Source organism: Roseobacter sp. (assembly GCF_045106495.1).
Lineage (GTDB): Bacteria > Pseudomonadota > Alphaproteobacteria > Rhodobacterales > Rhodobacteraceae > Roseobacter.
The window spans coordinates 55,609-77,736 of sequence record NZ_JBGCEQ010000019.1 but is presented as its reverse complement, the minus strand read 5'-3'; the positions used below and the strand labels follow the sequence as shown (position 1 = coordinate 77,736).

Below are 22,128 nucleotides of genomic sequence, written 5' to 3'. Positions count from 1 at the left end.
AACGTGAGCCCCAATCCCCCTTTGGTATGTGTATTCTTTTGCTGTTTTTTGTGCGATAAAGATGCATTCCAGTGAAGGAGGAGACAGGAATGACCTTTAAACTTGTGCATGCAGCTGCGCTTGCCGCGTTGATTTCGGGTCCGGCCTGGGCAACCGATGCGGTGAAAAATCCGCTTACGGAAAGCGAAACCTGGAATGACCTGCGCGGTGATGTGGTCGGTGAAGTCGCTATCGGAACCGCAGAGGGGTTGCTGTCAATTGACGCCCCTTACCGTGCCCATGATGCAGCTACGGTACCGATTGTGTTGAAACAGACAGACCCGTCTACAACCATCTCCGCCGCCACAGTTGTGGTGGATGAAAACCCCGCACCAGTCGCAGCCGTTTTCGGATTCTCGCCGGCGATGGGCGCGCTGGACTTTGAATTGCGCGTCAGGGTGAACCAATACTCTAACGTGCGTGTGATTGCCGAAACCCCGGACGGGCTGCATATGACAGGCCGATACGTGAAAGCCTCAGGTGGCTGTTCGGCGCCTGCGACCAAAGATCCTGAGGTGGCGCTGGCCGACATGGGGAAGATGAAGCTGCGCACCTTCGACAACAGCGCGCAGATGTCAACGCCTCGCCGTGAGGCGCAGATCATGATCCGTCATCCGAATTATTCCGGATTACAGCGTGATCAGGTGACCCAGCTTTTTATTCCGGCTCATTTCATTGATCACCTGGAAGTCTGGCAAGGGGATGAATTGCTCTTCACCATGGACGGCGGCATTTCGATCTCCGAAAATCCCGTGTTCCGGTTTGCCTACAACGACAACGGAACGACCTCATTGACTGTCAAAGCAACTGACACGGATGGCAATAGTTTTGAAAACGAACTGCCTAAATCTGTAAGCGGCTGACGACACATACAATCGCTCCTCCGAAGGAACTGCTGCTACATGATATAGCGCCGTCGTTCAGAAACAGACGATCTCTGCTTCTGCCTGCGCACGTCTCAGATCGGCGACGATATTTTCCGCCATGGCCGCACTTTTGAAAAACGACATCCGTTCGCCACCTACGCGCCGCATCGACAAGACGGTTTCCGCTTGCAGATAGTTTTCATAGGGCAGAATAGCTGCGATCTCATCGATAGAACAAGAGCAGCGGTCCAGCATTTCCCGGGTCTGCCCGTTTGTCACCATACAGGCGAAAACGTAATCCGCACGTGCTGCAGTCGGATAATCATTGAGCCGCTGTGCCACAGATTGCGCCATCGCGCCAACCGGTTGCGTTAGAAGAACAGCGGTTGCCAAAATCAAGTGTCTCATTGCGTCTCATCAAGCCGGTCAAAAGCCAACTCGGATCGATAAACTTCCCCTTGTGAAGCTTCCGCTACAAAACTCATGTACCAACCGGGCACCGCTTCAGACATTGTCACGCGCAACTCCAGATCCCCAAAGCCCTGCATTCGATCGCGGTTGGGATCCTCTGCAAAAGGATACATCACGATGGTCTGTGTAGGCACGGTTTTTCCAGCAATAACAGCTTCACCCTCTTGGATATCAGAGGATTGGATCAGAGCATCTTTGACGCGATTTCTAATGTAGAATGGGCTGCCCCCGGCGGCCTCGGCCATATCGCGGACAACTGTTTCATAGAAATACATAATCATCGGATTGCCGACACTTGCCGGAAAAGTCCCCAGTGAGCGATGTTTGCCATCTTGACGAAACTCTAACAGTGCGACGGGTGCTTCACCCTCTCGAAAACTCAAGGCGATGTCCCCGGTGTCGCGGCTGGCCATATCCGGTTTAAGCGTATTGGTAACTGCCCGCCGGTAGACCAGCTCAGCGCCGCGGTCTATTTGGTCCAGCGTACCGTTCCGAAACAGCATGTCGTATGTCTGCTCACCATCAATCGGTGATGCGACGACCGCGCCAGCATACAATGCGGCGACCAGCCCAATAACGGGTAACTTAATCATAGCGGTGTCCTCCCAGACTAGAGTTTGGGGGTGACGTCCCAGACTGTCACCGCCGACTTTTGTATGTACTGCGTACCTTGTCTCATGCGTGCGCGCGGATTTTCCAATCAATAAGAGGCGGCAGCCGGGCCAGATCCACTGGTTTGGTCAGAACCGACATATCGTTTTGACTTCCCAGCTGTCTGACCTTTTCGCTTTGATCCGCTGTGATCAAAATCGCGGGAATATGACCGCCGGAGGCCGCACGCACTTCCTGCGTCGCTTGCACCCCCGTTTCACCCCCATCCAACTGGTAATCTGCCAGAATAATATCCGGCGGCATGCCCATATCGGCAACGTGCATCAGTGCTTCTGCAATCGATTGTGCGGGCAACACGCTTGCACCCCAAAGTTCAAGCCGTTGAGTCGCGCCATACAGGACATCCTTATCGTTCTCGATGACGAGAACAATGCACTCCAACGACCCATTGAAAGTATCCTCAATCGGACCTTGCGGCATCGGGATTGGAGTTGCAGTTGCCACAACATCCATCTCGATGCTGAACACTGATCCCTGTCCCGGCATCGATCTAACCTGCAATTTGTGGCCCAGCAAACGGCAGGCGCGGTCCACAACTGACAAGCCAAGGCCCACACCAGTGCCAATGGTGCCATTATCTGCACGCGCGAACTCATCGAAAACCCGCAATTGATCTTTTGCAGAAATGCCAATGCCAGTATCCCAGACCTCCAGAACCACCCGTCTGCCTCTGCGGCGACACCCCAACAACACGCGCCCGCCGCTGCCCGTGTACTGTATCGCATTGACCACCAAGTTTTGAATGGAACGCAACAGGTAAACTGGGTCAGAGCGCACAATCAACGAACAAGGCACCACATCCAATTGTACGCGCTTTTGGGCCGCCATAAGCGCCTGGTCCGCCTTCACACCTTCCATCAGGGTTTGCAGGCTGACATCCGTTGCCGAGACCGCATCGGGATCCGCACTTTCCAGTCGCGAGATATCCAGCAGGGAATGCAGTAGATATTCAGCAGATGTGAATGCACCTTCCAACCGCTCCACAATGGGACGGAAATGCGTTTCGCGCGTGGTTTCCTCGAGAGAGGAAATCAACAGTTTCGCAGCGTTGATCGGTTGCAACAAATCATGGCTTGCTGCGGCAAGAAAACGGGTTTTAGACGAAACCGCTGCTTCCGCGCGTTCCTTGGCCACACGCAATTCTTCTTCAACCCGTGCTTTTTCATCATATTGCTCCGTCAAATTCGCGTTGGCGCGAGTCAATTCGGCGGTGCGTTCCATCACCCGGTTTTCGAGCATTTCTGTAGAGCGTGTTTCAAATGTGACATCTTTGAGTTCGACCAGAAAGCCCCCGTCTGGCAGAGCATTGGCCTGCACGTCCAACACCCGATCGGCCCCATGAGAAACGCGCGCTCTCAGTGACCCCGTCTTGCTCAGCTCTTTCCGCCAAGCATCGGTTTGCTTCCAGGCATCATCCGCAATCAGCGAGCGTATGCGCATGAAATCCAGCAGCTCCTGCAGGGATGTGCCAGGCTGCACAACCGTCAAAGGCACGCCGAGGATCTCGCGAAAACGACCGTTCTGCATCATCACTTCACCCGAAGCTGAAAAGGTGCAGACACCGGCCGTCATGTTTTGAAAGACAGCTTGGAGGTAGTCGGCCTGCCGGTCGATTAAATGCTCTTTTTCGCGCCGGTTGTTGCGCACCAATGCGGTGATCTCGGTGAGCAACAGCACGGTGTTCTCGGGCGAGGTCTGCTGCGCGCTCATCTGATACCATCTGTCACGCGACACTTCGGCCACCAACGACACCACCGATCCAGCATTTCGACTGCTTTCCAGCGCAGCCTGGACGTCGGGCAGTTTTCGATCGGTCGAAATCAAATACTTACTGCCACCCATTAGCTCGAAAAACGCGGCAAGCGTCAGCCCTGGTTCGATGCTGTCTGAAATGTCAGGCAAAAGCCCTTTGAAAAGACCGTTGCATATGTTCAGATTGCCATCAGAGAAAAGTGCAAGTCCCTCTTCCATCGACGCGAGCGCTTCGGCCAGTGTCTTTCGAGTTCGCTCGCGTTCAAAACGCGCGCTTTCTAGTTCCAGCGTTTGCGCAGCAACTTTTTGTTGCAAATCAATTGCTGACTGAAAAGCCCGGTAAGCCGACGGGCCTACGTCCTTTTGACGACTGGCCCGGCGGATCAGCGCATCAATGATCTTTGCCTGCTTCTCAACCTGCACCTGAGGCGGATCATTGGGATCGATCATTGTCAATAAAGGTTCCTGTGTTCAGGTTCAAAAAACGCCACGCCGACAAGCGTCTGGTTCATGTGCAGACCGCAGTGTTGCTCCCCGTATGTATTGAACCCGAAAACACGCGCATCGCCCAAAACGTCGGACACCGCTCGGCCAAGTTGTTTTTGTTCAATCTCCAACTTGCGCAAAACACAGTCGAACCCAAGAATGAAATCCGGACTGCGTCCATTTTCATCCCGTATCCTCAATCCCGTTTGCAAGGTTTTGATGATCTCCTGACCCTGCCCCAAGGTCATTATGAGACCGTCATCGATTGCCGCCATGAACGACAAGGCACCGTTCTCATCCGCATCCGAGATTGCGCGCACATAATGATTGTTTTTATATTCAATCAGCATCGGATTTTCAGCGAAGATCAGCGGTGACAAATCCTCTACGGCGCAGCCAACAAGTCGCGCGTATTCTAACGCCGCCGGAGCCCCATTGATCTCGAACACCTTGCGTTCTTCTGGGTCGGCATCCGTGATCACGACCTTGTTTCCTGCCGGTAGAAAGTGATCGCAGCCGACGCCTTGAAAAGGCAAATCCGTTTCCAAAAGCAAAAGCATTGCGGAATTCTGGTGTACTTGCCCCTGGTGCAACACAAAGGTTTTTTCAAACCTCAAACCATCGCCGGCCGAACCACCAAAAATTGGCAGGTCCCCGAGAACTGTTTCCAAGGTCGAAATCAGAATGTCTTCCTGTTTTGTCAAACCATCAGAAAAAATCAGACCCAGCCGATGCCAACCTGCTGTGTGCTGAAATTTCCGTTCGTGGCGTTGCGCTTGTGTGGCAATTGTCGTGGTCGAGAGCGGTTTGAGCGGTTTCAACAAAACAGACGCACATCTGAAATGCGCCTTGGGAAAAGCCATTAACAAAAGAACTTCGGTTTCATAGCCTTGCGTCGTGATTTGCCCGGCCGTTGAACAACCGAAGACGGGCAGACCCCCGAGGATGTCATCCAAAGTCTGAGCAACAACAGCGCAGTCCCATCCGCCAGGTACAAACGCCAATACAAAGCAGGTTTCTTCAAGATCTATTTCTATTGCAGCATTTCGTGCGGCCGCGGCTTCGCCCACAGCACGCGACATGCTCACGGTCACGCATGTAGGACTGGGACGCGTACTGCGCATCTGGAACTTTCCTGCTAGTGCTTGAGAAAGGCACGCGCTTCTGGTTCAGGACCGCGTTGCGCGGCCAGAGCACCTTCAACCATCACAACAGCCTGCGTTCGATTGCGCACGCCAAGGCGCCGCAAGAGTGCAGTGATATGCGCCTTTACCGTGGCTTCTGCCAAGGACAGCTCATAAGCAATCTGCTTGTTCGGCTTACCACAGCAAATCAAACGCATGATCCGCTGTTGCTGCGGGGTCAGTTCTGCCAGTTTCGGATGGTCCAGCTCGAGTGGGACACTATCGCGATCACAGCGGTTTGGTTGCTGATAATCCTTCGGAACGTAAGTTCGACCGGCCGTGATTTCGGCCAAGACTGATCTTAGAGCTCTTGCTGACGTATCTTTCGGTAAAAACCCCGAAGCCCCTTCGCGCAGCAAGGAATGAACAAGATCAAATGATGCCAAAGATGATATGACTAGAATACGTGCTTGTGGGAGAGTTTTTCTCAGCTTCACGAACCCCGAAATACCAGTCACATCCGGCAATTTCAGATCGAACATTACCAACTCGGGATCAAATCCCGAGCTTGCCTCCTGAATGGCTTCCCCAAGGTTGGAAGCCTTGTGGATCTCGCAGTCGCTGAAAACCAGCTCCAATGCCGATTCAAGCGCATCACTGTACAAAGGGTGATCATCTACGATCAGAATCCGTGAGATGGCATCCTCTCGGATTGGCGCACCTGCGTGTTCCATAACTTCGTCCTCCCGGTGGCAATGGTACCCCTAATAGGCGAATTATCAACTGCTTCTGGGGAAAACTCTGACTAAATTATGCACAATGGTTGGACACGCGCTTCCAGTTTGGCGAATTTTAGCCCAATTAACGCACTATAATGCAAATATGTAGGAGGCAACATAAGATCCGCATTTAGCTTGCTGTCAGAAAAGACCGGGCCATATCGCGCAAAGATTCAGGCTTTTCACCTTTTCCAAATACCGACTGATCCAATTGGCTCAGTATCCTTTTTCGGGGTTCAGATGGCCCATCGCGTTTCAAAAGTGCAGCGGCAGTACGTCGCATCCGGTACAAATCTCCTGCTTGCGCGGCATGCCGCATCTGCCGCGCAAGCGGATCAAACAGTCGAAAGCGGTGCAGAGCCCGCAAGCCCATGATTTGACGACCCGCGACAGTATAGATGACACCAAACACGCAAACGAAAGCGGCGAGTATCAACAACGGCCAACCCGGCAAACTTGCCTGCATTAAATCCTCTGGTTTGGTTTTGCGTATCTCCGAATCCGGCACCACCGATCCATAGGCCACGCGCTGCGCTGAGATCGTCACCGAGCGGTCGATGCGATTGGCGGTATCAAAATAATCGAAGCTCAAGGGCTCGACGATCGTTGACGTGTCGTTACTGGGGCGAATGGTCCAACGCCAAAAGGCGTAGGACAGCGGGCCATCCGGTGACAGTTCGACAAAGCGTTTTTCCGGATGGGGGAAGATCATGGCCGAGGGCGAATGCAGCGTTGGCATAGGTGGGATCATTTCCGGCGTAACCCCGAGAGCTTCGATCCGGACAACCCTCAGCACCCCCTCACCCGGTACCAGTTGATCCGGCGCATTCGACCACTGATCCGATACTTTCAGAGATCTGACAGGAAACCACCACTCTTGATCCGCAGGCGCCGGAGCGACGGAAATGACAACAGGTTGCGATGCAATATCATGCTCAAACCAATCGTCCCGTTCATCGGTTAGCGTCAGGCTATGTGTGAACGCGCCGATTGTAAGCTCTCCGGGCTGATCTGGGAAAAGTGCCATGCGTCGGCTGAATGTCTTTACCTTTTCCCCGTTCAACCGCTCTTCGCGCCATGTGTCATTGCCCAGTTGCGTCCAGCTGAAGCCCTCCAGGTCTGGTTGTACGAGTTGTTCAAGGGTAATGTGACGGCGGTAAACACCCTTGATGTTCACTATCACCATCTCGCGGGCCAGCGTCGTGTGATCTGTTTTCTCGACCTCGACTTGAAGGGATAACTCGGACGGCAGAACCGTCTTGGACTGCGCCCACACGCAAAACGGCCACAGCACAAATAAAGCGCACAGCAACATTTTCATCTGGGATCCTCCGGCACTGGGGGTGATATTCCGAGTTTTACGCGCTGCTTATGCGCCTGCGCAATTCTTGCCGCCAGATATTCGCCCGGCACATCCGCCAGTTGTTCCAGCCATCGGTCATCTGCCAGCATGAATTTGTCGTCGAAAATACGCCGCACGCCCAATTGCCCCCGGCTGTCGAGCTGCGCCAGTCCAAGCATTGTATTGGCATTTGTGACATCGCTGCCTGTTCCGGCCGCCCGCGCATTGCCGCGCGCGACAAAGCTCTCTTCCTTGGGGCCTTCTTTGCGTTTTGGGAACAATGCCAACGCCTCCGGGTCTACACCAAGACCCGCATAGTAGGCTGATACCACGTCAAAATTCGCCATCGCATCAGGATGATCCTGGGCATGCGCCAGGTCAAATGCTTCCAAAGCTGCAGCATGGTGACCCCGGTGCGCTTCTGCATTGCCCAAATTGAATGGCGCGCGCGCCTGCGCAAAAAGCACCGCCGCTCTATCATAATCACCGGCCCGATAATGCGCGACACCTTGCCACTCAGGGGCCCGAAAGAAATATGCCGCCACGCCCGGCTGACCCAAAGCCAACAGAGCGCGCCCAAAAGGTGCTGTGCCACCCAGAAAAAGAGCCAATGCCAGCGCCGACGCAGAGATGATGGCCAACGCCTTCATGTCACTTGCCTGCGAAAAAGAGTGAGCAAGGGAAACAGGGCCAAAACCAACACATAACGACCCATGTCTTTCCAAAACAGCAGGGGATAGTTCTGCGCTTCCAGTCGGGTGCGTGCGCTTTCTGACAACCAATCGGCCAGCGCATCGGTTTCATCGAGGGTGAATACCTTGCCCTCACCTGTGGCGGCATGGGTTGCGAATGCCGCGTCCGATTGACTTAGCGACACCAGCGAAAGTCGAGCACCCTGCGCAGATATGCGCGCCGCAGCCTGCAGAGAAGATGCACCCAGACCAGCGCCATCGGTTAGCAAGATGACATCGCCCGCGATGATCTCCGCCGTCTCGAGCAATTCGGACGCCATCATCAAGGCCCGCTCCGGGCGCGAGCCCGGATCCGGTACGGTTTGAGCATCGATTAGGGAAAGCGTTTGGCCCAGTTGCAAATGATCGAGCGTCATATCCGTTGCAATGTACGCGTCACCGGCAAAGACAATCAGCCCGCCCGGACGTGTCCCCAAAGACGCCAGACCAAATCGTCCCATGGTCAGCATCTGCGGCCAACGCGCGTCTTCGATGACGCTTGCGGAAGCATCAACCAAAAAAATCACACCGTCCAGGTTCCTGAAAGACAAGGTATCGCGCCGCTCAACTGCAGGTCCGGCCAAGGCCAGCACGGTCAGGGCAACGGCGGCCAGCATCGCCAAAAGCGGCGCGCGCGAAGCGTTGTTGTCGACGCGTCCCAGTGCCTGCATCGCACGTAACAGCGCGGGATCCGTCGCCCTTTGCCAATCTCCAAGACCACCCCGCCGCGTGTAGAGCCACCAGCCAAACCCCGCCAGCACTGGCAAAGCCAAAAGCCAAAGCGGGCGCAGCAATGTGACTTCGGGCCCCATTATGCCAACTCTCTCCATGCCAAGCCCAGGCTCAAGAGAGCTGCAAATCCTGCGGGCCAAACCCAGTAGTCCCGAAAAACCTCCGCCGCGAGCCCTTGGCTTTCTATGGCTTCCAGCCTGTCCAGCGCGTCAGTCACAGCCACAAGGTCTTCTGTGGTCTTGACGCGGAAACTCTCGCCACCCGAGATTTGAGAAATGGCGCGCAAGGTTGCGGCATCCACCACGCCACGTTCGCCGACCTCCGCCGAGCTGAGATCCTTGGGTCCGAGCGCGATGGTGTGCACACGCACGCCCATCTGCGCGGCAAGCTCGGCAACACCGCGGGGGTTGGTCGCACCGGCATTGTTCACACCATCCGAGAGCAGGATCACGACACGTGTCGCCGCCGTACTATCCGCCATCCGTTTGAGCGCCAATCCCAGCCCATCGGAGATGTTGGTCGCGCGACCGGATATCCCGATCTGGGCATTTTCAATACGCCGCGCAATCGCTTCGACATCAAAAGAAAACGGGGCGGCATAGTAGGCTTCCGACCCAAAGACAATCAATGCCACCCGGTCACCACCGCGTCTGCGGGCGAACTCCGCACCTACGGTTGTGACTGCCTCCAAACGGGTAGTTTGCGCACCATCCAAATGGAAATCATCGCGCACCATAGACCCAGACAAATCCAGCACAATTGCCAGGTCTCGACCGGTAATTTTGAGCGCTGAAACGGGGGCCAGATCGCGCGGTCCGGACGCTGCAATTAGCAAAAGCGCCCAGATCATCCACAACATCACCTGCCTGACACCTAAACCCGCACGTCCCATGCCCTGTCGCCCGGCGGCCATAAGGGCACTTCCGATACGATCCGGTACTGTGATAGCACCACCCACCATTCGTTCGCCATCAAGCCATCGCAGCGCAAGGAACGGCACCGGCAAAAACAACAGCATCCAAGGATCAGCAAGTTCAAACAAGACGGTTTACCTCCGCCTCCAGCGTCGCGACATCGATACCTCCTCCGGGCTGATAAATCGGTCCTCGAAGTGCTGAATACCGCTCCGGTGCCCGCGCCCGCAAAAGGTGCAAAAGAGCAACGCGCTTTTCCCGTTCCGGCAATTGCGCCAAAGCTGCTATTCGGTCGCTTAAAGTTACTTTCGCTGCGGATTTCCGCTGCAAGCTCAAAGCCCGCAAAATACCGGCAAGGGCTAGAGCAAGCAGGCTGGCCATGCCGACGGCAACTGCAACATCGGCGATGAAACCCCCTGCGGCTTCAGCAGGCAAATGAATGTCGCGCAGGCTGGTCAGCATCGCCTCTTCACTCATTGCGCGATCGGTCATGCGGCACGCTCCGTTGGAAAAGCCGCCATCAGGCGGCGCGCCATGTGCTCGACCTCTTCACCGGCGTCGACGACCAATGCCACACGGCCCGCAATGTTTACCGTATCTGTTTCGACAGCCGGTGTTTTACCGCCCAAGTTCAATCGGATACGGCGACCGTCCGTCATTCGGATCGGGTAACGCCCGCGCGGCATGCTTGCGATCTGCGCATCGGTCACCTGAATAAGCCTGGGCATGCGTCTTCGCGCAAGAGCATCAAGCCTGTCATCTAAGCCGGAGCCGGGCATGTCAAACCCCGACGCGATGAGCAATTCAGAACCCGACGGCACCAAGCGGTCCGCCCGCAACAAGGCCAAATCAAGCGCGGGGTCCTGTGGATCTTGCCCGGCAGCCATGGCTCTCAAACCTGCATTATGCGCCTGCACCATACCGCCGATCACATCCAGCATCCCGCGTGTCCGACCGCGGGGTGGGACGATCACATAATCGTCCGACGTTATGGCCAGCAAGCCCACGCGCCCGCCGCTTTCAACCACTTGCCAGCCGATCAGCGCCAAGGCTTCTGCTGCGGCAACCGACCGAAACGCCCGCCGCATACCCCAGAACATCGATGGTCTGAAATCCGCAATCAACAAGCTGACCCGGTCGCGCTCTTCCTGAAACTGGCGCACATGCAAGCGACCGGTGCGCGCTGTTGTGCCCCGGTCCAGATGCCTAAAATCGTCGCCAGCAACATATTCCCGCATGTCGGCCACTTCCAACCCATGCCCCTTGCGAGGGGTTGAGAAGCCACCGGGCAATGCAGCAAGTACCGGGGCGGCTTGTGCGTTCAACGCCACGCGCCGCAAAGCAATCAATGAATCCGATTGCAAACGAACCCCGGGTGCGTCCAAGGCACCGGGCACAGCAACAGTCTCCGCGCCCATCATAAAGGATGAGTGGCGTTCAGCACATCCGCCACAACGTCACGCGGTTTGCGCCCATCCGCCACCGCGCGCCAGCTTAAGACCATGCGATGCGCCAAAGCGTCCCCGGCCACGGCAGCCGCATCCTCCGGCAAGGCATAATCGCGGCCCTGCAAGAAAGCCCGCGCGCGCGACGCGGAGGCCAAGGCCAGAGACCCTCGCGGCGATACGGCATGCTCAATGTCGGCTGCCAATGGCCCTTCGCGTGTGGCCAGTACCAGTCGTACAATGTAGTCGCGCAGTTCCGATGCAAGATGGACATTGCGCACGGACACCCTTGCCGCCGCCAGCTCATTCAGCGACATCCCTTGCACTGGGGATGTACCGCCTTGTGTTTCAGCCTCGACCAAATCGAGGATGCGACGTTCCGTTTCCAAGTCGGGCAGTCCCACCATCACATGCAACAAAAACCGGTCCATTTGTGCCTCTGGCAGGGGGAACGTTCCATCATGTTCAATCGGGTTTTGCGTTGCCACCACCAGAAAGGGATCCGGCAAACCATGCGTTTCATTTCCAGTGGTCACCTGATGCTCAGCCATGGCTTCGAGCAGTGCGGATTGCACTTTGGGTGGGGCGCGATTGATCTCATCGATCAGAACAAGGTTGTTGAAAACGGGCCCGCGCACAAATTCAAACGATCCGTCTTGCGGGTTGTAGACGGGCGTGCCCGTCAAATCTGACGGCATAAGATCCGGCGTGCATTGGATGCGCGCAAAACTACCCTCCACTGCGTCAGACAACCATTTCACGGCCCGAGTCTTGGCGACGCCCGGAGGGCCTTCAACCAACAGATGACCCCCCGTTAACAGAGCGATCAGCAACCGCTCGATCAAGACATCATGCCCCACAAGCCCATTTGACAAATACGACGAAAGTGACGAAGTACCCGAGCCGGCGGGGTCAGGTCTTGTATCCATGTTTCCTCCCGGTCGCTTTTCGGCAACCTTTTGGAAGACACGGTAGCGGGATAACCCCTTTACGCATACCCAACCGAAAGTATTACTCTGTTCAGGTTGGCGCGCGCAGGCACCCCGGTGCGACAATGGCAGAAAATCGGGCGTCCGCCATTGTTGCGGTGGCCTGTGCCACCAATTGTTCATATTCGCGGTCGATGAAATCGATGAAGTCAGGGTCAACGGTCTGGTCGACCGGTGCAAGGGCAACGGCATGCATCATGAAAACGTCAAAGGCGCATAAACCTGCAGGATTCGAGCGCAGTAATGCCCGCATGAAGTCATGCGAGTTCCAAGGTAACCGATAGAGACTAAAAGGCTTTTCCTGGAGTTTGGACTGAAACGCCGCCGTGCGGTCAAATTGCAATATATCCATGCCATATGTAAAAGATTGGAACAGTTCTTCGACGAGAATGGACTTGTAAAAAGCCCGCTCCAGCTGTCCCGGGTGTGACAGGGCAGGCTGTTTGACCATGATATGAGTGCCCTGCCCGCGTCGACCAAAAAACGTCTGCGCCATCGCTGGCGACGTTGCCGCATAAAAATTGTTATCCGACAGACCCAGCTGATACGTCTGATTCATCCAATGCAAATCAGATGAAAACGCGCGATTGGGAGGATGGCCGGAATAAAGCCGCAGTATGACTGTACGCCCGGTACCACACCCACTGGCATCTTTTCCCGCGTATCGCATTGTCAGCGGTTTGGCGAAAACATGCGCCGACAGCGCACGAAAAGCATTGATGATCTCCAAGGATCTCGGATGCGGCTTTTCACCGACAACACATAGGCTGGAACCGGCAAGATCTCGACCGTTGATGTGCACCGGAATAGACATGTCGCGACCCAGCATTGTGGTACGCAACTGGTAGTTCCATCCTTGCCGGGCCAGATCAACATAGGTCGCGCGATCGGCGGCCGATGGCGAGACTACAAGCAGTGCAAAACAGAAACTCAGAACAAATAGGTGCATCGTATCTTTCTCATAGTTCGACCGAACGTAGGGCGCATATGCGATTTCGTCCACGCGTTTAACCGTCAATTGGTTGAAAACAGCTTTGCAAAAACGGTCTGCGAGAATTGGGGCAAGTCGCAAAAACAACGTCGAACCCATTCGTAAGTCACTTCGAAGACAGCTTACTCTCGCTCTTATGGAAGAAGCGGAGCAACTGCCCTCAAACCATGAGTAAGAGCACATTTTGTCATTGCAGCGATCTTTTGATGCCTCCCTCGGTGGCGTTTGACTGCTGCGAACACGCCGTCCTTTGTCGTTTTCAATTCGATTTGGTACACTTGCAGCGCGGGCTATTGAGCAACCGAAAACCAGCCGTAGCCAGTCTTATCTCATGGTAAATTGGCCGCCCGAAACCTCAGGGCACTAAGCAGTACAGCCAAAAGCCGCGATGGACCGCTTGTCGCCTTTCTGTTTTCAATGCAAGTTGCCCAAGTCAAGAGAATTAACCCGGGCCAATACGACCGGCGAAGGACGCAATGAATGACAAAATGCCTGACCGTCAAGAGCCTGAGTTTTCGCTACGGACAAAAGCAGGCCCTCGACAATGTCGCGTTTGAAGTCGGGTCCGGGCGGTTTTGCGCACTCTTGGGACCGAACGGGGCGGGAAAATCAACCCTTGTTTCATTGCTGACGCGCCTCTTGGTGGCCCCGTCCGGCGAAATTCGCATCGCGGGGCATGATTTGCGCGCTACGCCCAGAAAAGCACTGGCTGAACTGGGTGTTGTCTTTCAACAGCCCACCTTGGATCTAAACCTGACGGTCAGGCAAAACCTGAAGTATTTTGCCGCTCTGCACGGGATCGCCGGCGGGGAAACATCCGGGCGCATAGACGCGGCACTTGACCGGCTCGATATGCGCACACGCGCCGATGAAAAGGCCAGCGCTTTGAACGGTGGACATCGCAGACGCATGGAACTGGCCCGCGCTTTGTTGCATCAGCCCAAGGTATTGATACTGGACGAACCAACCGTTGGCCTGGATGCCGCGGCGCGTCAATCAATCACAGACCACGTGCATGACTTGGCAGATGACGGTCTCGGTGTGCTATGGGCAACGCATTTGACCGACGAGGTGCGCGACAGTGACGCGTTGCTAGTGTTGCACCAGGGCCAAATCGTCGCCACCGGGCAAACCGGCGATATTCGCGGCAAACAAACATTGTCAAATTGGTTTTTGAGCCACACAGGAGCCGCTGCATGACCGGATATTGGGGCGTGACCCGTGCCATCGTGGGCCGCGAATTCCTGCGGTTTGTTCACCAAAGAGAGCGCTTCATCGCCGCACTCGTGCGCCCTTTGGTTTGGCTGCTAATTTTCGCAGCTGGGTTTCGGGCAGCGCTCGGGCTGTCGATCATTCCGCCCTACCAGACATACATCACCTATGAGACGTATATTGTGCCGGGGCTGTGCGCCATGGTCTTGCTTTTCAATGGCATGCAAAGCTCCCTCAGCCTGGTCTACGACCGGGAAATGGGGTCAATGCGATTGCTTCTGACCAGCCCCTATCCCAGATGGTGGCTGCTTTTTTGCAGATTGTTCGGATCAACGGCAATTTCAATACTTCAAGTTTACGCTTTCCTGGGAATTGCCGCCCTTTTCGGTATAACCATGCCGCCTCTGGGCTATGTGACTGTGTTACCGGGGCTTATCCTGGGCGGATTGATGCTTGGTGCTTTGGGACTCGTTCTTTCCAGTTTCATATCCCAACTGGAGAACTTCGCAGGTGTGATGAATTTCGTGATCTTCCCGATGTTTTTTATGTCGTCGGCGCTTTATCCATTGTGGAAAATGGCAGAAAGCTCGCCGCTTTTACGCGATATTTGCGCGTTCAACCCGTTCACACATGTCGTAGAACTCATCCGGTTCCTGTTCTATCTGCAATTTAACCTGTCCGCGCTGGTCTGGGTACTCCTCAGCACGCTCCTGCTCAGCTTGCTGGCCGTCTGGGGCTATGATCCAGCCCGCGGCCTGATGAAACGCAAAGGTTAAACCGTGCGTTCAGGCATCTTGCTCTGCAAAGGACACCGTACGACAGCGCCAGCTTTTGATCTGCTGGTTCGGATGCCCCGCAACCCATTTCGCAAGCTCTGGCTGTGCACCCATCAAACACTGCATCGGGTTCACATCGGTAAAAACAAGACTACGCTCTTGGCATTGATCCGGCGCTGTAGACAGACATGCCACAAACAAAAGTTCAATCATTGGACAGGGTTTCCCGCTCTTCGTTTCTGCTCGAATTTATGCGAAAAACCTATACTAAAGTCGGTAAATGTAGTGTTAACCAACCCTTCTGAACCAATGATTACTGGTATTTGCCTATATTTTTGGCAGTCTTTCTGGCATCGGCATTGGCTTAGCGCAGGATGAAAAAAGCTCTCCCGAGATCCGTACTCTCTCTTAAGCTTCGGCTTGGTATCGGAGCGGCACTATTGGGCACGGGCACAATTGTCATCGCGTTGATCCTCTATCTTGGCCTCAACGAGGTTGCCGAACGCCTGGACACAACGCTTGCATCCGAAAACCGTATGGCACGTTATGCCAACCTTTCCACACAAGCCTCCACGCTTCTGGTTGTCGCAACAGAAGCCGTACAAACAGGCCAAGAAAAAGATGCGCGGATGGACCGTATTGGTCCAGTCACTGAACAAATGCGGCGCAGTTTTATTCTTTTGCACAAGGAAGTTGAAGACGCGATCGCGGCAGCTAATGCACTGGGACTGGACGAACAATCGCGGCATGGCGCACAGTCTCTGGGACTGGCACGAATGGAAGCGATGCTGACCACTACGCTGGACGGTCTTGCGACTGATACGAGAGATCCTTCCAGTCTCAAACCCTACTTGGACAGTTTCGCATCCAGTTTCGAACAATTGTTAAGCCAGGCCGTTAACAACGAAGTTTTGTTTAGAAACAATATTCTGTCGGGCATTGACGCACTGCGTCGCCGGTTGACTTTCATTGCTGTCGGCATCGCATTCGCTACATTGCTGGCGGTGGCGCTTTTCTATTTTGGTTTGATCCGGCCGCAATTCAGGCGTCTGGATCATTTGCAAAGGGCTGCCCATCAGATCGGGCAAGAAGACTTTACCGTGACCCTGCCTGTCACAAGAATGGATGAAATCGGCCAACTGTCGCTTGAAACAAACCGAATGGCCGCAGCGCTTTTGGCACGAAAACAAGACGTAGCGGCCGAATGGGCCAGGTTGAATGAAACCATCGCGCAGCGTACCCAAGAGCTGCAGGCCGCCAATGCCTCTTTGGCTGAAACGGATGAAAAGAGGCGTCGGTTTTTTGCCGACATCAGCCACGAACTGCGGACCCCGCTGACCGTCATCCTTTTGGAAGCCCAAATTGGCAAAAAAGGCAGCCCCAATGCGCAAGACGCTTTCGCGACGATCGAAGCACGCGCGGCGCGTTTAAACCGGCGCATCGACGACCTGTTGCGTCTGGCGCGTTCAGATACGGGCGAGCTTGCACTTGACCCGCAAGTCACCGCGCTGTCCGAGCTTTTGCACGATGTGCGGTTGGAAATTCAAGCCGAAGTTGACAGTGCAGGGATGGTTTTGCACGTTGCCGACATGCCCGACATAAGCCTGCACTGCGATCCCAACTGGGTGCGACAAGTGATCGTCAGCCTGATCCGAAACGCCATTCGGCATGCGCGTCATGGCCAGGACTTGCAGATTTCCCCGGAGGTTGAGACTGCTCGAGCCGGCGTTTCAATTACCGACAACGGGCCCGGGATAAATGCCGAGGATCAACCACGGGTTTTTGACCGTTTCGCGCAGGGCCAATCCGCGACGGCGCACCAGGGCTTTGGCGTTGGACTGGCGCTGGTCCGCTGGGTAATCGAAGCCCAGCAAGGCGACATCACGCTCACCAGCCCGTTGCCCAGAGCCGAGGCCCTTGGCACGGGACCCGGCACCAAAATCTCGGTTCTCCTGCCTTGCGCGCGCGTTTAGTCTGCAACCATGAGCAAGCTCCTTATCATTGACGATGACCCCGAAATTACATCCGCACTGGCGCGCGGGCTCGGTCTGCATGGATACGAAACGGAAACAGAAAACCGCGCAGATCGCGCGTTGAAACGAATACAATCAGGCTCACATGCAGGCGCTATCGTTGATGTTATGCTCGGAGCAGACAGCGGCATCGATCTGGTTCGGGCGGCCCGGGCATCGGGTGCCACTCTGCCCATCCTCATGCTCTCCGCCTTGTCAGAAGTCGAACACCGAGCCGCCGGGCTGGCAGCAGGCGCGGATGACTACGTCGTGAAACCCTTCGATTTCGATGAGTTGGTTGCCCGCCTCAAGGTACAGGAACATCGCGTCAGCCTGATGCGACCTGTGCCAGCGCGCATCTCGCGTGACACCCGCATTCTTTCCAATGATCTCCATGAAACAAGCCTGACAGAGCGTGAATTCTCGTTGTTGGAACTTCTGGTTCAGCACGCAAATACGCCGGTATCGCGCGCCCAAATTTTTGATGCGCTTTGGGCCTGCGAAGGATCAAGTAACGAAAATGTGGTTGACGTGTACATTGGATATCTTCGCAAGAAGCTCTCCTTTTCTGATTTTGGTTTTGAAATCAAAACAGTACGAAATCAAGGCTTCTGCGTGACGGGCCAACTGCCGCTTATCGATGCGCGGTGATATAGACCAAAGTCTTATCGTTTCTTAAAAATTAAGAGTCGCCCCGGAAGCCGACATCTGCAACGGTAGGATAGTAGCGTTGACGCTTTTAGGAGGAAGACTCATGGCTTGGACCAAACCAATCATCCGCGAAATCGAATGCGGCATGGAAATCAACATGTACGGCCCGGACGGCGACGAAGAGCGCGAAGTCCTGATCTAAGTATCTGCGCGCGGGCGTTTAGATGACATTCCGCGCGCACATTCTTGGAGCAGCTGCGGGCGGCGGTCTGCCGCAATGGAACTGTGGTTGCAAAAATTGCGATCTCGCTCGCAATGGTAAAATACCGCCTCAGACGCAGTCGTCGTTGGCTGTCTCAGGCAACGGTGAATCTTGGGCGATCTTAAATGCGTCGCCAGACATACGTCACCAACTCGCGCAGGCCCCTCCCTTGCATCCTACCGGATTGCGGACATTGCCGTTGACGTCGGTGCTCGTCACCAACGGCGACATTGACCACGTAGCTGGCTTGCTGACGCTACGCGAAATGCAGCCTTTCACGCTTTTTGCCACGTCAGGGATTCATGACGTTCTGTCCCAGAACCCTATGTTCGACGCACTCAATGCAGCGGTCGTCGCACGCGAGACGATCGCACTGGATACGCCCTTCACGCTTGCACCGGGAATAAAAGCCACGTTGTTTCCGGTCCCGGGCAAAGTACCGCTCTACCTTGAAGGCGATGTCGTTCAAACCGACCTGATCGGTGATCAAACCGTAGGCGTGACACTTGAGACCAGTGACAAGGCTGCGTTTTACATTCCGGGCTGTGCTCTTTTGACCGATGATCTGCGCGGACGTCTGGAGGGTGCGGATCTGTTGTTTTTCGACGGCACGCTGTGGCAAGATGACGAAATGGTGTGCGCTGGTCTGGGACAGAAAACCGGCGCACGCATGGGACATATGTCCATGAGCGGACCCGACGGATCCCTCGCAGCATTTAAGGAATTGAACATCGGTCAAAAGATCTTTGTGCATATGAACAACACGAATCCGGTTCTGCGGCCTGGATCGGAAGAAAAAGCCGCTGCCGAGGCGGCCGGGTGGACAATAGGCCAGGATGGAATGGAGATCACATAAATGACCCAGACCCGCGACGCATTCGAAGCCCGCCTGCGCCAGATTGGTGCCGAAAGGTATCACGATCTGCATCCTTTCCATGATCTGTTGCACGGCGGCAAGTGCACCCCCGATCAAGTGCGTGCCTGGGTAATCAACAGATATTACTACCAGCACTCAATTCCCATGAAAGACGCCGCATTCATGTCGCGCGTCGAAGATCCCAATTTGCGTCGCCAATGGCGCTCGCGGATCGAAGATCACGATGGCACCTCGGACAATGAAGGCGGTATTCGGCGTTGGCTGCGTCTGGCGGAGGCCGTGGGACTTGATCCTGACTATGTGGCATCCTGTCAAGGTGTGCTTCCCAGCACGAAATTTGCAGTCGATGCCTATGTCCGGTACGTGCGGGAAAAAACGCTTCTGGAAGCGGTCAGCGCGTCGCTGACAGAACTGTTCGCCCCGAAAATCCATGCAAACCGCATCCAGGGCCTTCTGAAAAACTATGATTTCGCGGATGACAGATCCCTTTCTTATTTCAAGAACCGTTTGAAAGAGGCGCCCAAGGATGTTGCCTTTGGTCTCGCATGGGTTTTGGACCATGCGGATACAGCCGAAAAGCAGGATGCAGCCGCAGCGGCTTTGATCTTCAAAACTGACGTGCTTTGGTCCCAACTCGACGCACTCTGGGGCGCCTATGTGGAGCCTGCACGGATTCCGCCCGGAGCCTGGCGTCCGGGTGAAGGCGTTTTGCTTCAGAAGGCCTCCTGACATGCTCGCAACGGATATCCCCGCCCTGCCCCGCGGCGTACGCCTGCATCATGACAAGGTGCGTGATACCTGGGTATTGCTGGCGCCGGAACGCGCGATCACGTTGGACATGGTAGGACACGCTATACTGACGGAAGTGGATGGTGCACGCAGTTTCGCAGACATTACCAGTACATTGGCCAAGCGTTATGACGCGCCCGTCGACGAAATTGTAAAAGACAGCGCCGGGTTTCTTGACGCATTGCGCAATCGCAGATTTCTGGACGTGCTTGCATGACGGCACCCCGCCCTATCGCCATGTTGGCGGAACTGACACACCGGTGTCCGCTGTCCTGCCCCTATTGCTCGAACCCTGTCGAAATGACACGACAGGATCAGGAATTGGACACCGACACATGGGCGCGCGTTTTTCGTGAATCAGCGGAGTTAGGTGTACTGCAACTACACTTATCCGGCGGCGAACCCGCATCGCGCCGCGACCTCGTTGATCTCGTTGTCGCCGCCCGTGAGGCCGGTCTCTATACCAACTTGATCACCTCCGGCATCGGATTGACAGAAAAACGTCTCGCCCAACTGGATGCGGCCGGGCTTGACCATGTGCAGTTATCGCTTCAAGGCACGAATCCGGAGATGGCCGACGAAATTGGCGGCTACAACGGCGGGTTCAAACGCAAATTGCAGGTGGCCGAATGGATCGGCGCTATTGGCTTCCCATTGACGCTTAACGCCGTCTTGCATCGGCGCAATCTGCACCAACTGCCGCGCGCCTTAGAAATGGCCGAAGAAATGGGCGCGCGCCGGATTGAGGTCGCTACGGTGCAATTTCACGGGTGGGCGCTCAAAAACCGCGATGCGCTCATGCCGACCCGCGAACAGGCCAAGGAAGCCACCAGGATCGTGGCGAAGGCGCGCACCGAACTCAAAGGGCGCCTGGTAATTGACTATGTTCCTGCGGACTACCACGAAGACTATCCCAAACGGTGCATGGGAGGGTGGGGTACATCAGGGCTAAATGTCATTCCCGATGGTCAGGTGCTGCCCTGTCATGCAGCACAATCCATCCCGCATTTGACGTTCGATCGGGTACAGGAAAGGTCGCTGAGCGACATCTGGTACAACGGCGACGCCTTTAATGCCTATCGCGGCACCGATTGGATGGCGGACCCCTGCAAAAGCTGCGAGCGTAAAACCATCGACTTTGGCGGATGCCGTTGCCAGGCCATGGCCATTGTCGGAGATGCAGCCGCGACCGATCCGGTTTGCATCAAATCTCCGCACCACGGCGCGCTTCAGGCGCAGGCAGATCAGCATGCCGCACAAGACGAAGCCTCTTTAACCTACCGCGTCTCCCCGGGTAAACTATCTGAACCGGCTCAATAAAGCCGCCAAGGTTGCCCAACCTACCAACGCCTACGCAAAGACACAGCCTTTGTCGCGGCCGACATTCAGGGCACGCGCGAACAGATGCTTGAATGAAAAGACCCATGACATAGACACGCTTCTTTCGAAGTCGCATATATCTTGGATTAGACAGCTTTGGGCTTATACAATCCGTCCCTTAAACCTCTGGCCGGTTTCGCAAAGCGCAACGAAGATTCCATTAAGTATAAAATAATTGTCAGGTTTCACACAAAGGTCGTTCTGATACTGTTCAATTTCGAACAATGCTTTTGATTCGACTTGTTTTATTAGACCTTTTGTCATGGCGCGTCGCAGGCGGTCCTCATGCGGTAGCTATGTTGAAACCTAGAAATGAAACAAGACCGTAACTGCGCACATGACGATGCGCGATTTAGAGTATTGCGCTTGCTCTGGAAGAACCCCGAAATCAGCCAGCGTATGCTCGCCAATGCAATCGGCATGAGTCTTGGGCGCACCCACTATATTCTGAGCGCTCTGATAGAAGCGGATCTGATCAGAACATGCGTGCCTGCTGCGACCAAAGACAAACGCAAATGCGCTTATGTGCTGACCCCAAAAGGCATCGCTGCAAAAAATTCGCTGACAACTCGATTTCTGGAACGTCGGCGCTTGGAGTATGACGCTCTCGAAGAGGAAATCAAAACCCTTGAAGCGGAACAAGAGACCCGTTCGGAGCATTCTCCGACATGCTGAAGCTCTGCGATCTGCCGACTGTAGGTATGTCCTGTTTTAAGGGCAATCAGATGGCCAACAGCGGACAGCCCGCTTTGGCAAATTTGGTAAGAACCGTGCTATTTACAACCCACAAGTTTACGCCAGTCTGTCGATATAAAACGACGCTCGCGGAACTGCTG

25 protein-coding genes are annotated in these 22,128 nt (G+C 55.2%); 11 read left to right on the top strand and 14 right to left on the bottom strand.

Annotated elements, in window-relative coordinates:
* The first annotated feature begins 89 nt into the window (after positions 1–89).
* Positions 90–902, top strand: coding sequence for a quinoprotein dehydrogenase-associated SoxYZ-like carrier (locus AB8B75_RS13270; protein WP_405362913.1), 813 nt, complete (start codon positions 90–92; stop codon positions 900–902).
* 57 nt (positions 903–959) lie between these two features.
* Here AB8B75_RS13270 and AB8B75_RS13265 read toward each other — a convergent pair whose 3' ends face one another.
* From AB8B75_RS13265 to AB8B75_RS13205, 13 genes are all read right to left on the bottom strand, one after another.
* On the bottom strand, positions 960–1,313 hold the full coding sequence (locus tag AB8B75_RS13265) for a hypothetical protein (RefSeq protein ID WP_405362911.1): 354 nt from the start codon (positions 1,311–1,313) through the stop codon (positions 960–962).
* The gene (locus tag AB8B75_RS13260; protein WP_405362909.1) at positions 1,310–1,969 is read right to left on the bottom strand and encodes a hypothetical protein; all 660 of its coding nucleotides are present in this window, start codon (positions 1,967–1,969) and stop codon (positions 1,310–1,312) included. Before AB8B75_RS13260 ends, AB8B75_RS13265 begins: the two co-directional genes overlap by 4 nt.
* Positions 1,970–2,051: 82 nt before the next feature.
* Positions 2,052–4,250: a PAS-domain containing protein gene (locus AB8B75_RS13255; RefSeq protein ID WP_405362920.1), complete on the bottom strand. Its 2,199-nt coding sequence runs from the start codon at positions 4,248–4,250 to the stop codon at positions 2,052–2,054.
* A 2-nt stretch (positions 4,251–4,252) separates the two neighbouring features.
* On the bottom strand, positions 4,253–5,410 hold the full coding sequence (locus AB8B75_RS13250) for an FIST N-terminal domain-containing protein (RefSeq protein ID WP_405362907.1): 1,158 nt from the start codon (positions 5,408–5,410) through the stop codon (positions 4,253–4,255).
* A 14-nt stretch (positions 5,411–5,424) separates the two neighbouring features.
* Complete coding sequence (locus AB8B75_RS13245; protein WP_405362905.1) at positions 5,425–6,144, bottom strand: LuxR C-terminal-related transcriptional regulator; 720 nt, start codon at positions 6,142–6,144, stop codon at positions 5,425–5,427.
* A 175-nt stretch (positions 6,145–6,319) separates the two neighbouring features.
* Positions 6,320–7,510, bottom strand: a complete 1,191-nt coding sequence (locus AB8B75_RS13240; protein WP_405362904.1) for a hypothetical protein — start codon at positions 7,508–7,510, stop codon at positions 6,320–6,322.
* Positions 7,507–8,181, bottom strand: coding sequence for a hypothetical protein (locus AB8B75_RS13235; RefSeq protein ID WP_405362903.1), 675 nt, complete (start codon positions 8,179–8,181; stop codon positions 7,507–7,509). The genes AB8B75_RS13240 and AB8B75_RS13235 overlap by 4 nt, the downstream gene beginning before the upstream one ends.
* Positions 8,178–9,074, bottom strand: a complete 897-nt coding sequence (locus AB8B75_RS13230; protein WP_405362901.1) for a VWA domain-containing protein — start codon at positions 9,072–9,074, stop codon at positions 8,178–8,180. Before AB8B75_RS13230 ends, AB8B75_RS13235 begins: the two co-directional genes overlap by 4 nt.
* Positions 9,074–10,036, bottom strand: coding sequence for a VWA domain-containing protein (locus tag AB8B75_RS13225; protein WP_405362900.1), 963 nt, complete (start codon positions 10,034–10,036; stop codon positions 9,074–9,076). The genes AB8B75_RS13230 and AB8B75_RS13225 overlap by 1 nt, the downstream gene beginning before the upstream one ends.
* Positions 10,029–10,400 carry a hypothetical protein gene (locus AB8B75_RS13220; RefSeq protein ID WP_405362899.1) on the bottom strand — a complete coding sequence of 124 codons (372 nt, stop codon included), beginning with the start codon at positions 10,398–10,400 and terminating at the stop codon, positions 10,029–10,031. Before AB8B75_RS13220 ends, AB8B75_RS13225 begins: the two co-directional genes overlap by 8 nt.
* Entirely contained in the window at positions 10,397–11,305 is a 909-nt protein-coding gene (locus AB8B75_RS13215) for a DUF58 domain-containing protein (RefSeq protein WP_405362898.1), read from the bottom strand. The genes AB8B75_RS13220 and AB8B75_RS13215 overlap by 4 nt, the downstream gene beginning before the upstream one ends.
* A gap of 20 nt (positions 11,306–11,325) precedes the next feature.
* A complete protein-coding gene (locus AB8B75_RS13210; RefSeq protein ID WP_405362896.1) occupies positions 11,326–12,282 on the bottom strand; it encodes an AAA family ATPase in 957 nt (318 codons plus the stop codon).
* 91 nt (positions 12,283–12,373) lie between these two features.
* Entirely contained in the window at positions 12,374–13,345 is a 972-nt protein-coding gene (locus AB8B75_RS13205) for a hypothetical protein (protein WP_405362894.1), read from the bottom strand.
* A 468-nt stretch (positions 13,346–13,813) separates the two neighbouring features.
* On the opposite strand from AB8B75_RS13205, the gene AB8B75_RS13200 reads away from it, so the two are divergent.
* Together AB8B75_RS13200 and AB8B75_RS13195 are read left to right on the top strand one after the other, a co-directional pair.
* Positions 13,814–14,533: an ABC transporter ATP-binding protein gene (locus tag AB8B75_RS13200; RefSeq protein WP_405362892.1), complete on the top strand. Its 720-nt coding sequence runs from the start codon at positions 13,814–13,816 to the stop codon at positions 14,531–14,533.
* Positions 14,530–15,321 (top strand): ABC transporter permease, encoded by a 792-nt coding sequence (locus AB8B75_RS13195; protein WP_405362890.1) that lies wholly within the window; start codon positions 14,530–14,532, stop codon positions 15,319–15,321. The genes AB8B75_RS13200 and AB8B75_RS13195 overlap by 4 nt, the downstream gene beginning before the upstream one ends.
* 9 nt (positions 15,322–15,330) lie before the next feature.
* On the opposite strand, the gene AB8B75_RS13190 is transcribed toward AB8B75_RS13195, so the two are convergent.
* On the bottom strand, positions 15,331–15,534 hold the full coding sequence (locus tag AB8B75_RS13190) for a hypothetical protein (RefSeq protein WP_405362889.1): 204 nt from the start codon (positions 15,532–15,534) through the stop codon (positions 15,331–15,333).
* 161 nt (positions 15,535–15,695) lie between these two features.
* On the opposite strand from AB8B75_RS13190, the gene AB8B75_RS13185 reads away from it, so the two are divergent.
* From AB8B75_RS13185 to AB8B75_RS13150, 8 genes are all read left to right on the top strand, one after another.
* Complete coding sequence (locus tag AB8B75_RS13185; RefSeq protein WP_405362888.1) at positions 15,696–17,294, top strand: ATP-binding protein; 1,599 nt, start codon at positions 15,696–15,698, stop codon at positions 17,292–17,294.
* A gap of 9 nt (positions 17,295–17,303) precedes the next feature.
* Positions 17,304–17,984, top strand: coding sequence for a response regulator transcription factor (locus tag AB8B75_RS13180; protein ID WP_405362886.1), 681 nt, complete (start codon positions 17,304–17,306; stop codon positions 17,982–17,984).
* A 103-nt stretch (positions 17,985–18,087) separates the two neighbouring features.
* A complete protein-coding gene (gene pqqA / locus AB8B75_RS13175; RefSeq protein WP_405362884.1) occupies positions 18,088–18,186 on the top strand; it encodes a pyrroloquinoline quinone precursor peptide PqqA in 99 nt (32 codons plus the stop codon).
* Between the two features lie 22 nt (positions 18,187–18,208).
* The gene (pqqB, locus tag AB8B75_RS13170) at positions 18,209–19,102 is read left to right on the top strand and encodes a pyrroloquinoline quinone biosynthesis protein PqqB (protein WP_405362882.1); all 894 of its coding nucleotides are present in this window, start codon (positions 18,209–18,211) and stop codon (positions 19,100–19,102) included.
* A complete protein-coding gene (pqqC, locus tag AB8B75_RS13165) occupies positions 19,103–19,852 on the top strand; it encodes a pyrroloquinoline-quinone synthase PqqC (RefSeq protein WP_405362881.1) in 750 nt (249 codons plus the stop codon).
* Between the two features lies 1 nt (position 19,853).
* On the top strand, positions 19,854–20,129 hold the full coding sequence (pqqD, locus tag AB8B75_RS13160) for a pyrroloquinoline quinone biosynthesis peptide chaperone PqqD (protein ID WP_405362880.1): 276 nt from the start codon (positions 19,854–19,856) through the stop codon (positions 20,127–20,129).
* Entirely contained in the window at positions 20,126–21,232 is a 1,107-nt protein-coding gene (gene pqqE, locus AB8B75_RS13155; RefSeq protein WP_405362878.1) for a pyrroloquinoline quinone biosynthesis protein PqqE, read from the top strand. Before pqqD ends, pqqE begins: the two co-directional genes overlap by 4 nt.
* A gap of 372 nt (positions 21,233–21,604) precedes the next feature.
* The gene (locus AB8B75_RS13150) at positions 21,605–21,967 is read left to right on the top strand and encodes a MarR family EPS-associated transcriptional regulator (RefSeq protein WP_405362876.1); all 363 of its coding nucleotides are present in this window, start codon (positions 21,605–21,607) and stop codon (positions 21,965–21,967) included.
* Positions 21,968–22,128: the final 161 nt, after the last annotated feature.

What these genes read in the sequence shown, in the direction of transcription:
- AB8B75_RS13270 (WP_405362913.1), top strand. Translation starts at nt 90, where the DNA reads ATGACCTTTAAACTTGTGCATGCAGCTGCGCTTGCCGCGTTGATTTCG.
- AB8B75_RS13265 (WP_405362911.1), bottom strand. Translation starts at nt 1,313, where the DNA reads ATGAGACACTTGATTTTGGCAACCGCTGTTCTTCTAACGCAACCGGTT.
- AB8B75_RS13260 (WP_405362909.1), bottom strand. Translation starts at nt 1,969, where the DNA reads ATGATTAAGTTACCCGTTATTGGGCTGGTCGCCGCATTGTATGCTGGC.
- AB8B75_RS13255 (WP_405362920.1), bottom strand. Translation starts at nt 4,250, where the DNA reads ATGATCGATCCCAATGATCCGCCTCAGGTGCAGGTTGAGAAGCAGGCA.
- AB8B75_RS13250 (WP_405362907.1), bottom strand. Translation starts at nt 5,410, where the DNA reads ATGCGCAGTACGCGTCCCAGTCCTACATGCGTGACCGTGAGCATGTCG.
- AB8B75_RS13245 (WP_405362905.1), bottom strand. Translation starts at nt 6,144, where the DNA reads ATGGAACACGCAGGTGCGCCAATCCGAGAGGATGCCATCTCACGGATT.
- AB8B75_RS13240 (WP_405362904.1), bottom strand. Translation starts at nt 7,510, where the DNA reads ATGAAAATGTTGCTGTGCGCTTTATTTGTGCTGTGGCCGTTTTGCGTG.
- AB8B75_RS13235 (WP_405362903.1), bottom strand. Translation starts at nt 8,181, where the DNA reads ATGAAGGCGTTGGCCATCATCTCTGCGTCGGCGCTGGCATTGGCTCTT.
- AB8B75_RS13230 (WP_405362901.1), bottom strand. Translation starts at nt 9,074, where the DNA reads ATGGGGCCCGAAGTCACATTGCTGCGCCCGCTTTGGCTTTTGGCTTTG.
- AB8B75_RS13220 (WP_405362899.1), bottom strand. Translation starts at nt 10,400, where the DNA reads ATGACCGATCGCGCAATGAGTGAAGAGGCGATGCTGACCAGCCTGCGC.
- AB8B75_RS13210 (WP_405362896.1), bottom strand. Translation starts at nt 12,282, where the DNA reads ATGGATACAAGACCTGACCCCGCCGGCTCGGGTACTTCGTCACTTTCG.
- AB8B75_RS13200 (WP_405362892.1), top strand. Translation starts at nt 13,814, where the DNA reads ATGACAAAATGCCTGACCGTCAAGAGCCTGAGTTTTCGCTACGGACAA.
- AB8B75_RS13195 (WP_405362890.1), top strand. Translation starts at nt 14,530, where the DNA reads ATGACCGGATATTGGGGCGTGACCCGTGCCATCGTGGGCCGCGAATTC.
- AB8B75_RS13190 (WP_405362889.1), bottom strand. Translation starts at nt 15,534, where the DNA reads ATGATTGAACTTTTGTTTGTGGCATGTCTGTCTACAGCGCCGGATCAA.
- AB8B75_RS13185 (WP_405362888.1), top strand. Translation starts at nt 15,696, where the DNA reads ATGAAAAAAGCTCTCCCGAGATCCGTACTCTCTCTTAAGCTTCGGCTT.
- AB8B75_RS13180 (WP_405362886.1), top strand. Translation starts at nt 17,304, where the DNA reads ATGAGCAAGCTCCTTATCATTGACGATGACCCCGAAATTACATCCGCA.
- pqqA (WP_405362884.1), top strand. Translation starts at nt 18,088, where the DNA reads ATGGCTTGGACCAAACCAATCATCCGCGAAATCGAATGCGGCATGGAA.
- pqqB (WP_405362882.1), top strand. Translation starts at nt 18,209, where the DNA reads ATGACATTCCGCGCGCACATTCTTGGAGCAGCTGCGGGCGGCGGTCTG.
- pqqC (WP_405362881.1), top strand. Translation starts at nt 19,103, where the DNA reads ATGACCCAGACCCGCGACGCATTCGAAGCCCGCCTGCGCCAGATTGGT.
- pqqD (WP_405362880.1), top strand. Translation starts at nt 19,854, where the DNA reads ATGCTCGCAACGGATATCCCCGCCCTGCCCCGCGGCGTACGCCTGCAT.
- pqqE (WP_405362878.1), top strand. Translation starts at nt 20,126, where the DNA reads ATGACGGCACCCCGCCCTATCGCCATGTTGGCGGAACTGACACACCGG.
- AB8B75_RS13150 (WP_405362876.1), top strand. Translation starts at nt 21,605, where the DNA reads ATGAAACAAGACCGTAACTGCGCACATGACGATGCGCGATTTAGAGTA.